The following is a 13,314-nucleotide window of genomic DNA, read 5'->3' as shown; positions in this document are numbered from 1 at the left end:
CCGTGCAATTAAGGTGCAATATATAGTTAATGGCGGATCCCAGGTTGTTTTTTCAATTCATTTATGGGGAAATATGCTATCATGAAGGAAAAATGGAGGTGCACAGATGATTATTGTTGGCTTAACGGGCTGGGGAGACCATGACAGTTTATATGAGGGCAAGGTTTCGCCGCGTGATAAACTGAAGGAGTACTCCAGCCACTTTCCTGCAGTCGAGGTCGATGCCTCTTTTTACGCTGTGCAGCCTGTGAGGAATGCCGCGAAATGGGTAGATGACACTCCTGATAATTTTCAATTCATTGTTAAAGCGTACCAGGGAATGACCGGGCATCAGCGCGGTGAAATTCCTTTTACTGATAAAAATGAGATGTTCACTGCATACAAAGAGTCGCTAAGGCCTTATCTCGAGGCGAATAAGCATGGAATGACGCTGTTCCAGTTTCCGCCATGGTTTGACCTGCGCAAGGAGAATGTCGATTATTTGCGCTGGTGCCGCGATCAGATGGGCGATATCGACTGTGCACTCGAATTCCGCAACCAGTCATGGTTCAGAGATGAAATGCGCGAGAAGACTCTGGATTTTATGAGAGAGGAAAAATGGATCCACAGCATCTGCGATGAACCGCAGGCAGGTGAAGGCTCCATTCCAACGGTTCTTCAATCTACATCGAAAGATAAGGTGCTTGTCCGCTTCCACGGGCGCAATGTCCATGGCTGGAACAAGAAAGGCAAAGGTGAAGAATGGCGCGAAGTCCGCTATTTATATCGCTATAATCAAACAGAACTAAAAGAGTGGACAGAAAACCTGAAGAAATTAAACGAAAGCACAGCACAGGTTTTTGCATTGTTTAACAACAATTCCGGCGGGGATGCAGCGGATAATGCCAAACAGATGGTTGAGCTATTGGATATTGAATATGAAGGGTTAAATCCAAGGCAGTTGGACTTGTTTTAAAACTCTGGAACCCTCCTGGCCATTTACAGGGGGGCACTTTATTTTTAAAAAGAGGGTGGGTGGTTAAATGGAAGAAGTTATTCATATTTATCATACGAATGATTTGCATAGCCATTTGGAGCACTGGCCGAGCATCCATAAGCTTGTGACCGAGCGCAGGCGCTGGCATGAAGAAGGGGGCGATGAGGTTCTTGTTTTCGATATCGGCGATCATATGGACCGCTGGCATCCATTATCAGATGCAACCAGGGGAAAGGCGAATTGCCGTCTTTTGAATGAGGCTGGCTATGATGCGGCGACGATAGGGAATAATGAAGGCATCACTCTTCCTTTCGAAGACCTGGATTCGATGTATCTTGAAAAGAATTTCGAAATGCTGATAGCAAATCTATACAATCGGGATGGAAGCAGGCCGGAGTGGGCTAAGCCCTATCATGTATACATAAGCAAAAACGGGACTAGGATTGGTATCATTGGCGTCACAGTTAATTTTGCGCGGTTTTATGCACAGCTGGGCTGGAAGCTGAACGACCCGATCGACGAATTAAAGAAATGCGTCGATCAATTAAAAGGAGAAACGGATGTTATTATCCTGCTATCGCATCTTGGAATCCATGAGGATGAAATGATTGCCGGAATGTTCCCGGAAATTGACGTCATTCTTGGGGGCCATACCCATCATATTTTACATGAGGGAAAAGAAGTTGGCTCAAGCTTGCTGGCAGGTGCAGGTAAGTTTGGATACTATACCGGCCATGTAACCCTGAAGCTGGACGGGGATACCAAGCAAATTTTACACAAAAAAGCCGTGCTTTATGATATGAATGAGGAAGATCAGGCTGAAAACGAACAAGAAATAACTGAAGGATATTTCATGGAAGGCAAAAAGCTGTTGGCAGGAACTGTTGCTTTACTTCCAGAGCCTTTAAAGGCAGACCCACTGCAGCATTCTGAGCTTTCCAAGATGCTTACTCAGGCGTTGCGGGAATGGTGCAATGCCGATTGTGCGTTCATGAATGCCGGGATGATCCTTAAAGGCCTGAAGCAGGGAAATGTAACGAAGTTCGACCTGCTCGAAATCTGCCCGCACCCAATCAATCCTTGCACGATCAGGATGTCAGGAGCGGAGCTTAAAGAAGTACTCCTGCAGACAAGGGATGAAAAATGGCCCCATCTGCAGATAAAAGGTCTTGGCTTTCGCGGCACCGTAATGGGCGTCATGGAGTATGATGGAATCGAGTTTCAGCCAAAAGGAAATGGCACACAGGTCTTCATCAATGGAAAATTGATCGAGGCCAAGGAACACTATACACTGGCGATCCCTGATATGTTCACGTTCGGCCGCTTTTTTCCTGAGATACAACGAGCAGAAGAAAAGAAATACTGGCTGCCGGAATTTCTCCGCAACTTGCTAGAGTGGAAGCTTGCGACTTAATCGAGTGCTTTAGTGGGCTGTAGTCGAATTTAAGAGTTGAAATTTTTCAACCAAATTTCACCAATTTCTGATCAAAATATCACGCTTTTCGCCTTTCCTTCATAGAGTGTTATTGGGATTGAAGGAGGGAGTTGTGATTATGATCGACATGTCACCTATTGAAATAGAAGGCAAGACTTTTTTATGCATTTCTGTAAAACTGCCGAAGACAAACCTGCTTGTCGTTACAGGAGATAAAGGATACATTATGTGCGGCGCTCTTGATGTTGCACTTCTCAATGAAAAACTTAAGGCCAGGAAGGTTATTGCCGGCAGGGCGGTTGGCGTAAAAACAATCGAAGAATTGCTCGAAGCCCCGCTGGAGTCCGTCACTTATGAAGCGGAAAACCTTGGTGCAATAAAAGGGATGATCGGCAAAGAAGCATTGCTGCTCATGAATTAAAAGACAGCCTGGTGGCTGTCTTTTTGCGTGGAGTGTGAACATATTGTGGCAATTGTTAAGAATCGGTGGAGCTATCCGATATATTAGTTGAACTGCTTTTTTCCCAACTTTAAAATACAAAAGGTATCACCACACTTATAATTAGTGTGATAGAATATAAGAAAATATTGTCGTTTTATGTAAATTTTTCTTGTTTTTCTGGTTTTTTTCGGAAGTTACCGACGAAATTAGCCACCAACAACTAACAGATAAAGTGGGAATTGACATGAGACTCGTAGCCACCACTTCGGTAGAGGAAGGGGCTTTACTCGGAAAAGCCATCTATAATGACAAGGGCCAGGTTCTTTTAAATGTAGGCGCAAGGCTCGAAGGCAAAATCCTTCGCCGACTTGAAGAGTTTGGAATTGACTACATTTATATCAAGGATCCTAATACAGACGATATCATTGTGAGAAACTCCATTTCAGATGAATTGCGCGTCAATGCGATTTTGACGATTGGGGATACATTCAAGCAAATTCAGCTGGATTCGAAGGTTTCACAAACCTTTGTACTGGAAAAATCAGCGAGGAAATTCAAGAAGCTGATCAGTGCTTTGCTTGATGAGCTTCAAAGGAGCAAAGAGCTGTTGAATTTGCTGTCCGATGTGTTTCTGCATGACCACTATATTTTTTCTCATTCATTGAATGTTACTTTATATGCCCTGGCGATTGGCATCGAAATGAAGCTGACTCCAAAAGAACTTGAGCAGCTGGGCCTCGGTGCGATTTTACATGATGTTGGAAAAATGATGGTTCCAGAAGAGATTTTATCAAAACCAGGCAAGCTGACTGCGGAAGAGTTCCAAGTCATTAAAGCCCACGCTGAGGATGGCTTTCAGATGCTCAGGAACATCCCGGCCGTTCCGCTGATAGTGGCTCATTGTGCCTATCAGCATCACGAACGCTTGAATGGTGCGGGGTATCCACGGGGATTGAAAGAGGACGAAATCCACTTATTCGGAAAGATCCTTGGTGTGGCTGATGTTTTTGATGCCGTTACTTCTAATCGTGTATATCGGCCAGCGATGCTTCCGCATGAAGGTCTTGAAATCCTCTATTCCGGTTCAGGCAGCCTGTTTGATCCAAAGGTAGTCGATGCCTTCAGAAGAGCAGTGGCGATATATCCGGTCGGCCTTACCGTTATGTTAAGCGATGGACGAAAAGGAGTAGTGGCGGAGCAGAATCCTGGCTTGAGTGAGCGCCCTGTTGTCCGCATTCTCGAGGAACGCGGCCGAAAAGTGGAGCCATATCAGCTGGATTTGCAATCGAACCTGTCCCTGATGATTGTCAGTTGCGATACGATTCTTAAATATGAGTACGCCGCTAATTATTAACTTTTCTAGATTTGCAGACACAAACTTTAAATACTTTTTAGGCTAGTTCCCCCCTTTGAAGCATACATATAGCTTTAGAGGGGGGATTTGTTTTGGCAAAATTCGGCCGGCGGCTGCCTCGAAAAGGGCCCTTGCCTTTCAGGTATGTATTCCTGCTGACATTCGTCTTTTTTTCCTTTTCGACAGCAGCAGGATTGTGGATCATAGATAAAGGGCTCGAGCCCACATTGATGAAATATGCAGAATCCCAGACTAGAAAAATTGCTACGCTTGTAATCAATAAAGCGATCAATAAGAAGATTGCCAATGGGATGGATATTGATAAGGTGATTGAATTTGTTCCTGTCGATGGCGGAACAACCACTGTAGTGAAATTCAATACTGAAATCATCAACAGGGTAAAAGCAGAGACGACTAATATTGTGCAAATGAACCTGAAGGAAGCAGAAAGAGGGAATCTCACCTCGCTTGAGATGCTATCTGATGTCGAGCTAGTCACAGACGAAGAAGACAGGGAAGCTGGAATCATCTATTATGTTCCTTTAGGTCAGGCCACCAATAATGCACTACTAGGTAATATGGGGCCGAGAGTTCCAGTGAAATTCAATGCGATTGGCGATGTAACAGCCGATGTAGTGTGGGAGACAGAAGAACATGGAATCAACAATACGCTGATCAATGTATCGGTCAGGGTAAAAGTAAATGTACAGATCATCATTCCTTTTGCGACTGAAATCGCCACTGTGCAGGAAAATATTCCGATTGGCAGCTTCTACTACCCTGGAAAGGTACCGCAATTTTATAATGGCGGCGGAGGAGTCGTTCCCCCTGCTATTCAGGTTCCTGGCCAGCCTGGGCAATAAAAACAGTTGTCAAGTTAGCGATATTGTTATATTATAAAATCAATTGAATAATAAACCACATCATTCCGATGGGGTAGAGGCGCAGGATTCAAGAGTAAGCTGTGTGAGGATGACAACGTTGATCACAGCTGAAAGGGAATTTTGCCGAAGCAATAATTAGTGAGTCACATTTTTATTGCTGGGGATACTTTGAACAAGAGTATCACTGTCATTATGGAGGTATATCCATAATGGGGAGCTACAGATCGTGATGGAGACACTAGTTGCTTATTAAGGGCAGCGATAGAATGTTCTCTATCGTTGCCCTTTTTTATTTATTTTTAAAAAGTAGCTACAACTCTTTTCATGTAAAAGTTTCCCCCTGTCAAAAACAAGGAGGAGAAAGAAAGAATGGAGAACACAATTTTTTCATTGCTGCCGCCATTATTGGCAATTTTAATGGTAGTGATCACAAGGCGGGTGCTATTGTCTTTAGGGACAGGCATCATCGCAGCGGCATTTTTGCTTGCTGAATTTAATATCGCAGAAACATTAGCTATTATGTGGGACGCAATCAAAGGGATTGTTGTCGCAGATGGCGAACTGAACACATATAGCCTGTACATCATCTTATTCTTATTATTATTGGGTACAATCACAGCGTTCATTTCCATTTCAGGCGGAAGCCGCGCGTTTGGCGACTGGGCGATGAAGCGTGTAAAAACAAGAGTCGGAGCACAGCTTGTTGGCGCATTTTTAGGAGTTATTATTTTCATTGATGATTATTTCAATGCTCTGGCAGTTGGCCAAATTACACGTCCGATTACAGACCGCCAGAAGGTTTCGCGTGCAAAACTGGCATATATTATTGATTCAACTTCAGCACCTATGTGTGTTATCTCCCCGATTTCCAGCTGGGGTGCTTATATCATTGCATTGATCGGTACCATTCTTGCTGCGCACGGTGTTAATGAATATAGTGCCTTCTCAGGATTCATGCAAATTGTGCCAATGAATTTCTACGCACTTGCAGCATTGGCAATGGTCTTTATCGTAGCACTAAGAAATATCGAAATTGGACCTATGAAAAAGCATGAAGAACGTGCAATCACTGAAGGAATCGTCGTTCCACAGGACAAGCCTATACCGGGAGAACTGAAGGATGACCTTCCTACGAGCACAAAGGGGACAGTTGGAGACCTTGTATGGCCGATTGTAGCCCTTGTCGCTGGAACTGTTGGCATGATGCTTTGGACAGGCGCAAGCGCTGTTGAAGGAGAAGTAACCATATTCGCAATTTTTGAAAACACAGATGTTACTAAATCACTTGTAACTGGCGGTCTGCTCGGCCTTGCGGTTGCACTGATTCTGTTTGTGAGGCAGGCAGTGTTGTTGAAAGGTGTCAACGCCAATGTTTTTGGAAAAGGAATTGTTGAGGGCGTTAAGTCGATGCTCCCGGCTATCTATATCCTGTTCTTCGCGTGGGTTATTGTTGATTTGATTGGCAGACTAGAAACAGGCAAGTATCTTGCTGGTATTGTTGAAAGCTCTAATATTAATATCTCATTCCTGCCGTTCCTGCTATTCATTGTAGCTGGAATCATGGCTTTCTCAACAGGAACTTCTTGGGGCTCATTCGGCATCCTGCTTCCAATTGCCGGGGATATCGCTGCTGCAGCTGATATCACGCTCATGCTGCCGGCATTAGCAGCAGTTTTGGCAGGCGCAGTTTTTGGTGACCACTGTTCACCAATATCCGATACTACGATCCTGTCATCAACAGGGGCTGGCTCGCACCACTTAGACCATGTCATGACCCAGCTGCCATATGCATTGATTTCCGCTGCGATTGCATCTGTCGGATTCCTGATCATTGGTTTCACTGGCAGCACGTTTGGAGCACTTGCGGCTGTGGCAATCCTGCTTATTGCCTTTGCTTTCATCTTCGGAAGCAAGACAACCCAGGAAGAAGTGTTAAAAGAAAATCTTGCAGAATAATGTTAAGGCTGTCTGACTATCAGACAGCTTTTTTCATATTTTAGAAAAAGTAGGAATAGAATCCTAAATAATAGGGAGTATTGCTATAGTTGGGAAAATTATTTTAGGAATAATTTTATTATGACCAAAATAATATTTTGACAAGCAATTAAAAACTAGCTATACTATTCCTAGACTAAATAATCTGAAAATATAAAACTTTCTAATTATCAACATTTTCCAGGTGATTAGAAGGCGAGGGGGATTAAAAATGGAAAATCGTCCACAGTGGGGAACGAGGGCAGGATTCATTCTTGCCGCAGTAGGTTCGGCAGTCGGGTTGGGAAATATTTGGCGCTTTCCGGGAGTAGCGTATGAGAACGGCGGGGGAGCATTCTTCTTCCCATATTTATTCGCACTCTTGACGGCTGGTATTCCAATTTTGATTTTGGAATTCACGATCGGCCATAAGTATCGCGGCTCTGCACCATTAAGTTACTTTAGAATGCGTAAAGGTGCTGAGTGGATTGGCTGGTGGCAGCTTGCCGTATCCTTTGTCATTTCGACTTATTATGCAGTAATCATAGCATGGGCAATGTCTTACGCTTATTTCTCACTAAGCAAGCAATGGGGAGATGATCCTCTATCATTCCTGGTTGGTGATTATCTAAAAGTAGTTGACGCTGGTACAGTTGGAAGTATCGTACCTGGTGTATTCCTTCCATTGGTCATTGTATGGGTCATCACTCTTGGTATTTTGTTCAAGGGAGTCAAGAAGGGTATTGAAGTAGCGAACAAGATTTTTATTCCTGCACTTGTTATATTATTCATGGTTATCGTTGTTCGCGCATTGACTCTTGATGGAGCTGTTGATGGTATCAATGCATTCTTCAAGCCAGACTGGAGCCAAATCCTGAATGGCAAAGTATGGGTTGCGGCTTATGGACAGATTTTCTTCAGTTTATCCATTGCTTTTGCCATCATGATCACTTACTCAAGTTATCTTCCAAAGAAATCTGATATTACTAACAACGCGTTCATTACAGCATTTGCTAACTCTTCCTTTGAGTTGCTGGCTGGTATCGGAGTATTTGCAGCATTGGGCTTCATGGCAATGCAGCAAGGTCAGCCAATTGACGAAGTGGTAAGCAAAGGTGTCATCCTTGCATTCGCGGTATTCCCGCAGATCATTAATGAATTGCCTGCCTTCAGCGCAGCATTCGGAGTATTGTTCTTCGTCAGCTTAACACTGGCGGGACTGTCTTCATTGATTTCAATCGTTGAGACTTATGTTGCAGGTGTCCAGGATAAATTCAATGTTTCACGCACAAAAGCTGTAGCAATCGGCGGCGGTCTATCTGCTTTGATTTCTGTCTTGTTTGCAACTCAGGGCGGCTTGAACTTCCTTGACTCTGCGGATGCTTTCATCAATAACTATGGTGTTGCTCTTGCTGGTCTGGTAGAAGTAGTCTTCATTGTATGGGTAGCAAAGGAACTGAACAACCTGCGCAGCCATGCTGATGCAATCTCTGATATTCGCCTTGGAAGCTGGTGGGTCATTTCTTTGAAATATATCACTCCAATTGTTTTGGGTATCATGATGGTTATGAATATCATGACAGATATTAAAACAAGCTACGGCGGCTACCCAGTTATGTTTAACGTTTACTCTGGATGGCTAGTGGCAATCGGTGCGATCGTTGCCGGATTTGTTTTTGCCAATGCGAAGAAATGGGATAAATCGCTATACGAAATTCCACAAGATAAGGGGGTTTCAAAATAATGGATCCTAGTGCATTAGTAATGATGGTTGTAGGTATGGTAATTATCTGGGGAGGACTTGCAGCGAGTGTCATTCACGCAGTAAGGAAAGCCCGTTCATAAAATAGGAAGGCCAACCGCCATGGTTGGCCTTTTTATATGCTTACTTTTTCCTTAGGCTGGCTCTTTCCTGCCTTGCCCACATTTTCAAGTGGGGGTAGGGGTCGAATGACCATTCGGTATAGCCATTGTCCTTATACATGCCATAATGCAGATGAGGAGGGAATTTCCCGCTTGTTCCAGGAGGCCCATACCCCGAGCTGCCGACACCGCCAATCACGGTTCCAGGCTCGACAATTTGGCCTATCTTAAGGTCTTTCGCGAAGCCGCTCAAATGGGCGTAATAATGGTAAGTATTATTAATATCGCGGATTCCGACACGCCATCCGCCATACTTGTTCCAGCCCTTCATTTCAACGATCCCGTATCCTGTCGCGCGTACAGGGACACCATAGCCAGCGAAAATATCGGTTCCTTCATGAATCCTTCTGCCGCCCCAGCCCCGGGCGTCTCCCCAAGTATTGTTATAGCTATGGTTACTCCGGAGTGGCATAGGAAATACATGTGTATCGAGATCCAAACGGCCGAAATGCTTGTAAATCATCGCTTTGCCAATGATGATCCCAACTGTTTTGTCACGCTTATAATAATTCCAAAGCCCAATTTTCAAGTTCTCATGATCGGTTCCATATGAAAGCAAGTATTGGCCAAAAGCCTGAAGCACATCTTCATCATCCTTTAAGCTTGCTTTGCCATCACCATTCCCGTCAAAACCAATTCCATTGAAAAATTGAATCGATACAGGATTATCATCCTCAAGATTAGGATTCAAAAGTCCTGACCACTCTTCCGGCTTGAAATATACCCCGGCAACACCTTCAGCCTTGGGCAAATCTTTTCTTGCCTGACGGACATTCCGCTCATATTGGTCCACCGCGGCAATATAATACCAGGGGATCTGGGTTACAGCTTCTACTTTGGTATATAGTTCCATCCTTTTTTTATAAATATCTTCTTGTCCCTGCTCAGCTGCAGCTGCTTGATTCAGGAACAGGAATGGGAATAGTAAAAAAAGAACGATAACTGCTTTTAAGAATTTCACCTTAATCCTCCCTTCAGGTTGTAGCTCCTATAATTCCAGCTTCAGCAAAAAAACACTGCCTCCGCTTTTCTTCTTTTAGTTTGCGATGATGAGGATTTTTCATAAATATCAAATAATGGTAATAGCAAGGTTATCGTACTTGTCGATAGTTTTTCATTATGTTAAAGTGACATCAGAAGCTGTATACCGGCCTTGATTTTTACATGGTGTTCTTGATGTAATGCAGCAGGAATGGAGTGGAAATAATGAGCAAAAAAGAGGTACAGAGAAAGCCTGATTGGCTGAAAATAAAGTTAAATACGAACGAAAACTATACAGGCTTAAAAAAGATGATGCGCGAGAAAAATCTACATACTGTATGTGAAGAAGCAAAATGCCCGAACATCCACGAGTGCTGGGCAGTAAGAAGAACCGCGACCTTCATGATTCTTGGGGATGTATGTACGCGTGCATGCCGTTTTTGTGCGGTAAAAACGGGCCTTCCAACTGAGCTTGATTGGCAGGAGCCAGAAAGAGTAGCGGATTCAGTTACACTAATGAACCTTAAGCATGTCGTTGTAACGGCCGTTGCCCGCGATGACCTGAAGGATGGGGGAGCAGCTGTTTTTGCCGAGACGGTAAGAGCAATCCGCAAGAAAAACCCATTTACTTCAATTGAAGTATTGCCTTCAGATATGGGTGGAATTGAGGAAAATTTAAAAACTCTAATGGATGCCCGTCCTGATATCCTGAACCACAACATCGAAACGGTTAAAAGCCTGACGCCAAGAATCCGAGCACGTGCAACTTATGAGCGCTCACTTGAATTCCTTCGCCGCGCAAAAGAAATGCAGCCAGATATCCCGACGAAGTCCAGCATCATGGTTGGATTAGGCGAAACGAAAGAAGAATTGATCGAAGCAATGGATGACCTGCGTGTCAACAATGTGGACATTCTAACGCTTGGACAGTACCTGCAGCCTTCCAAGAAGCATCTTGAGGTTCAAAAGTACTATCATCCAGACGAGTTTGCCGAACTCAGGGAAATTGCGATTGAAAAAGGCTTCAGCCATTGCGAAGCTGGCCCTCTTGTTCGTTCATCGTATCATGCGGATGAGCAGGTTAATTCAGCTGCCAAACATAGACAACAGCTTGCAGAGCAGGAAGCTCAGCAGGCGTAACTGAAAAGCGCAAGCGCCTTGGTCAACCCCGACAGCGCTGGAGGGCCGACCAGTGAAGGCGTTTTAAAGTCCTAAAAAAGAGTTCAGCATACACCACATGCTGAACTCTTTTCATTATTTTCCCTGTTTCATCTGTCTTGAAATATCGTCTTTGTCCGTTTCTTCGTTTAATTCTCCCTCTGCTTCACCATTGGCATTTTCACCAGAGCTCATGTCACGGCCTTGAGGAGATTTAAGCATTTTTTTGACGACGCCATCAACCAAATCGTCCACATCGCGGCTATCTGTATCGAGTGAGGCGAAGTTCTCGACTTCATTGCGCAGGCTTGGGTCATCTGATACGTACACGTGGAACCAGCGAGGTACGACTGACATTGCCATTCGCTTCACCTGGTCCGCAGTCTGATCGCGATTTTCAGAGTCTGTTTCGTATACAATCAGCACTTCTTCGTCGGTTACAAGTGTTGACACATCATCTACATTTTGTGCCATTAAACTAAACCTGCTGATCATATCTGCAATTTGTTCGCGGTCAATTGCCTGGTACGCATTATTCATATCATCGGCGCCCATTACTCCTGTTTTTTGATGGCGCACATAACCAAAGTCCTCGCTTCTGTCATTGATTCCTTTTCGCCCATCTTCATTGTATAATTCTGGGCGCTGGTCATTGGCATTCAATGTATTCCCGCTTTGCTGGTAAATTCCAGCTCCGCCATCACGGCCGGCTGGTGAGGCGTTATCATCTCCGCCTGCACATCCCGTCATAGCCACTGTTCCACAAATGCCAAGAACCATTATTGCTTTTTTCAATTAAAACACCCCCTAATCATTAGAATGGCTCTGAAATTAATTTTTTTGCTTAGTAATTGATGGGGAATAAGTTATAATTAAGAAAAGTGCAAGGTTCCAGCCTTGCCATTGGACAGAGTACAATCCAGATCGTTATGGAAAAAGAGGTGGACCTACCGATGATTTGCATTAATAATTTATGTTATGAAATAGTGGACGAAAGCAGGGATGGCTTTAATGAAGAAGCCTTTCGCGCCAGATACAGCGACATCTTAACGAAATATGACTATATCGTTGGCGACTGGGGATATGGACAGCTTCGTTTAAGAGGCTTTTTCGATGATCAAAACCAGAAGTCAACTTTCGATACGAAAATCAGTACCGTCAGCGAGTACTTATATGAGTATTGCAATTTTGGCTGCGCTTATTTTGTCGCCAAGAAGGTCGCGAAACAAGTTCAGGATCAACAATGAAGGAATGAAGAAATGCTCCAATCAACATGATTGGAGCATTTCTTGTTTCTTATAGATCGCTATACGGCGGCTGTTCACTCTCATTCGGGTCATCATGGGTTGGATGGGCACCAGCTTCTTTCCTTGGTGTTCCCTGATGAAGAGACTTGAACTCATAGTTGAAGTTACTGTAGGACCGCTGCTCTTCACGCCACGGCGTGCTTTTGCCTTCTACAGGTTCATCCTTCCGGAAAGGAGATCCATATGGACCCTCTGGATAGTCTTCAGCCGTGACATAGTTGCGCTGCTTTTCTACATTTGAAAAATCAGAGTACTTTTCACTATCTTCCTTGCTCATGAACTCACCTTCTTTTGCTTGTTGTCCTCTTAGTATTTCTTTGGTAAGACAAATCAAACAAACAGTTCATTCCAGATTTAAAGGATTGGTCGCAGGAATGAGCGGAGTTCTTCCGCGTCTTCTTCAGATAGATTGTAGGCAAATTCGAGGTAACCTTCTTCATCGAGATCATCCTGGCCAAGTATGGCGAAGCGGCTTCCCTGAATATCCATCACGATGCTTTTTCCATAATAACGGCCAGTCTGCATGATGGCGAGGTCGAAGCGCTGATTATCACCTACAAAGCTTACATAACGCGTTTTTGTTTGTTCAGTATCATCGTATAAAAAAAATTCTTCGTTCATTTTGATCCTCCTATAAGCTGTAAACATTATGTATGACTAATTAAATCTCACTCACCATCAATCTTACCAGAAAAACAATCATTTCTGAATTTTTCAGGAGATTTTTGTGCTTTGAAAAAGATTTGTAAGACCAAAAAAGACACGAACACCTCATCCAGACAGGTTTGGAGGGAGACGGGGAAAAGCTGTCAGAAGAAGGGCTAAGTTCGGACAGGTTTGCTCGTGAAAGAGGAAAAGTTGTCAGAAGAAGGGCCAAGTT

The 13,314-nt window shown here is 44.0% G+C and carries 14 protein-coding genes and 1 riboswitch; of the genes, 10 read left to right on the top strand and 4 right to left on the bottom strand.

Going from position 1 to position 13,314, the window contains the following annotated elements; genetic code table 11:
* The first annotated feature begins 106 nt into the window (after positions 1-106).
* The 8 genes from J7E32_RS08965 (at position 107) to J7E32_RS08930 (ending at position 8,910) form a co-directional block, all read left to right on the top strand.
* Positions 107-955, top strand: a complete 849-nt coding sequence (locus J7E32_RS08965) for a DUF72 domain-containing protein (protein ID WP_214906562.1) — start codon at positions 107-109, stop codon at positions 953-955.
* 67 nt (positions 956-1,022) lie between these two features.
* Positions 1,023-2,390: a bifunctional metallophosphatase/5'-nucleotidase gene (locus J7E32_RS08960; protein WP_214906560.1), complete on the top strand. Its 1,368-nt coding sequence runs from the start codon at positions 1,023-1,025 to the stop codon at positions 2,388-2,390.
* A gap of 139 nt (positions 2,391-2,529) precedes the next feature.
* Positions 2,530-2,832: a YunC family protein gene (locus J7E32_RS08955; RefSeq protein WP_214906666.1), complete on the top strand. Its 303-nt coding sequence runs from the start codon at positions 2,530-2,532 to the stop codon at positions 2,830-2,832.
* A gap of 265 nt (positions 2,833-3,097) precedes the next feature.
* On the top strand, positions 3,098-4,207 hold the full coding sequence (locus tag J7E32_RS08950; RefSeq protein ID WP_214906558.1) for an HD-GYP domain-containing protein: 1,110 nt from the start codon (positions 3,098-3,100) through the stop codon (positions 4,205-4,207).
* A 92-nt stretch (positions 4,208-4,299) separates the two neighbouring features.
* Entirely contained in the window at positions 4,300-5,070 is a 771-nt protein-coding gene (yunB, locus tag J7E32_RS08945) for a sporulation protein YunB (protein ID WP_214906556.1), read from the top strand.
* A gap of 66 nt (positions 5,071-5,136) precedes the next feature.
* Positions 5,137-5,319: riboswitch (Lysine riboswitch) on the top strand.
* Between the two features lie 141 nt (positions 5,320-5,460).
* Positions 5,461-7,047 (top strand): Na+/H+ antiporter NhaC family protein, encoded by a 1,587-nt coding sequence (locus J7E32_RS08940; RefSeq protein ID WP_214906554.1) that lies wholly within the window; start codon positions 5,461-5,463, stop codon positions 7,045-7,047.
* A 250-nt stretch (positions 7,048-7,297) separates the two neighbouring features.
* Positions 7,298-8,809: a sodium-dependent transporter gene (locus J7E32_RS08935; RefSeq protein WP_214906552.1), complete on the top strand. Its 1,512-nt coding sequence runs from the start codon at positions 7,298-7,300 to the stop codon at positions 8,807-8,809.
* On the top strand, positions 8,809-8,910 hold the full coding sequence (locus tag J7E32_RS08930) for a methionine/alanine import family NSS transporter small subunit (RefSeq protein ID WP_214906550.1): 102 nt from the start codon (positions 8,809-8,811) through the stop codon (positions 8,908-8,910). Before J7E32_RS08935 ends, J7E32_RS08930 begins: the two co-directional genes overlap by 1 nt.
* Positions 8,911-8,950: 40 nt before the next feature.
* Here the strand turns inward: J7E32_RS08930 and J7E32_RS08925 are convergent, their stop codons facing one another.
* A complete protein-coding gene (locus J7E32_RS08925; RefSeq protein WP_286182944.1) occupies positions 8,951-9,901 on the bottom strand; it encodes a M23 family metallopeptidase in 951 nt (316 codons plus the stop codon).
* Between the two features lie 293 nt (positions 9,902-10,194).
* On the opposite strand from J7E32_RS08925, the gene lipA reads away from it, so the two are divergent.
* Positions 10,195-11,109 (top strand): lipoyl synthase, encoded by a 915-nt coding sequence (lipA, locus tag J7E32_RS08920; RefSeq protein WP_214906548.1) that lies wholly within the window; start codon positions 10,195-10,197, stop codon positions 11,107-11,109.
* A 114-nt stretch (positions 11,110-11,223) separates the two neighbouring features.
* Here the strand turns inward: lipA and J7E32_RS08915 are convergent, their stop codons facing one another.
* Positions 11,224-11,922 (bottom strand): YhcN/YlaJ family sporulation lipoprotein, encoded by a 699-nt coding sequence (locus J7E32_RS08915; RefSeq protein WP_214906546.1) that lies wholly within the window; start codon positions 11,920-11,922, stop codon positions 11,224-11,226.
* 158 nt (positions 11,923-12,080) lie between these two features.
* Between J7E32_RS08915 and J7E32_RS08910 the strand changes: the two genes are divergently transcribed.
* Positions 12,081-12,374: a YutD family protein gene (locus J7E32_RS08910; protein ID WP_214906544.1), complete on the top strand. Its 294-nt coding sequence runs from the start codon at positions 12,081-12,083 to the stop codon at positions 12,372-12,374.
* 49 nt (positions 12,375-12,423) lie between these two features.
* Here J7E32_RS08910 and J7E32_RS08905 read toward each other — a convergent pair whose 3' ends face one another.
* Both J7E32_RS08905 and J7E32_RS08900 read right to left on the bottom strand, forming a co-directional pair.
* Complete coding sequence (locus tag J7E32_RS08905; RefSeq protein WP_214906542.1) at positions 12,424-12,711, bottom strand: cytosolic protein; 288 nt, start codon at positions 12,709-12,711, stop codon at positions 12,424-12,426.
* Between the two features lie 77 nt (positions 12,712-12,788).
* Positions 12,789-13,055, bottom strand: a complete 267-nt coding sequence (locus J7E32_RS08900; protein WP_214906539.1) for a DUF3055 domain-containing protein — start codon at positions 13,053-13,055, stop codon at positions 12,789-12,791.
* Positions 13,056-13,314 lie beyond the last annotated feature (259 nt).

Origin of the sequence: Bacillus sp. ISL-55 (assembly GCF_018613155.1) — a bacterium.
GTDB lineage: Bacteria > Bacillota > Bacilli > Bacillales > Cytobacillaceae > Mesobacillus.
Note: the sequence above shows the minus strand (reverse complement) of the source record. Positions and strands in the feature narration are given on the sequence as shown.

What these genes read in the sequence shown, in the direction of transcription:
- J7E32_RS08965 (WP_214906562.1), top strand. Translation starts at nt 107, where the DNA reads ATGATTATTGTTGGCTTAACGGGCTGGGGAGACCATGACAGTTTATAT.
- J7E32_RS08960 (WP_214906560.1), top strand. Translation starts at nt 1,023, where the DNA reads ATGGAAGAAGTTATTCATATTTATCATACGAATGATTTGCATAGCCAT.
- J7E32_RS08955 (WP_214906666.1), top strand. Translation starts at nt 2,530, where the DNA reads ATGATCGACATGTCACCTATTGAAATAGAAGGCAAGACTTTTTTATGC.
- J7E32_RS08950 (WP_214906558.1), top strand. Translation starts at nt 3,098, where the DNA reads ATGAGACTCGTAGCCACCACTTCGGTAGAGGAAGGGGCTTTACTCGGA.
- J7E32_RS08940 (WP_214906554.1), top strand. Translation starts at nt 5,461, where the DNA reads ATGGAGAACACAATTTTTTCATTGCTGCCGCCATTATTGGCAATTTTA.
- J7E32_RS08935 (WP_214906552.1), top strand. Translation starts at nt 7,298, where the DNA reads ATGGAAAATCGTCCACAGTGGGGAACGAGGGCAGGATTCATTCTTGCC.
- J7E32_RS08930 (WP_214906550.1), top strand. Translation starts at nt 8,809, where the DNA reads ATGGATCCTAGTGCATTAGTAATGATGGTTGTAGGTATGGTAATTATC.
- lipA (WP_214906548.1), top strand. Translation starts at nt 10,195, where the DNA reads ATGAGCAAAAAAGAGGTACAGAGAAAGCCTGATTGGCTGAAAATAAAG.
- J7E32_RS08910 (WP_214906544.1), top strand. Translation starts at nt 12,081, where the DNA reads ATGATTTGCATTAATAATTTATGTTATGAAATAGTGGACGAAAGCAGG.
- J7E32_RS08905 (WP_214906542.1), bottom strand. Translation starts at nt 12,711, where the DNA reads ATGAGCAAGGAAGATAGTGAAAAGTACTCTGATTTTTCAAATGTAGAA.
- J7E32_RS08900 (WP_214906539.1), bottom strand. Translation starts at nt 13,055, where the DNA reads ATGAACGAAGAATTTTTTTTATACGATGATACTGAACAAACAAAAACG.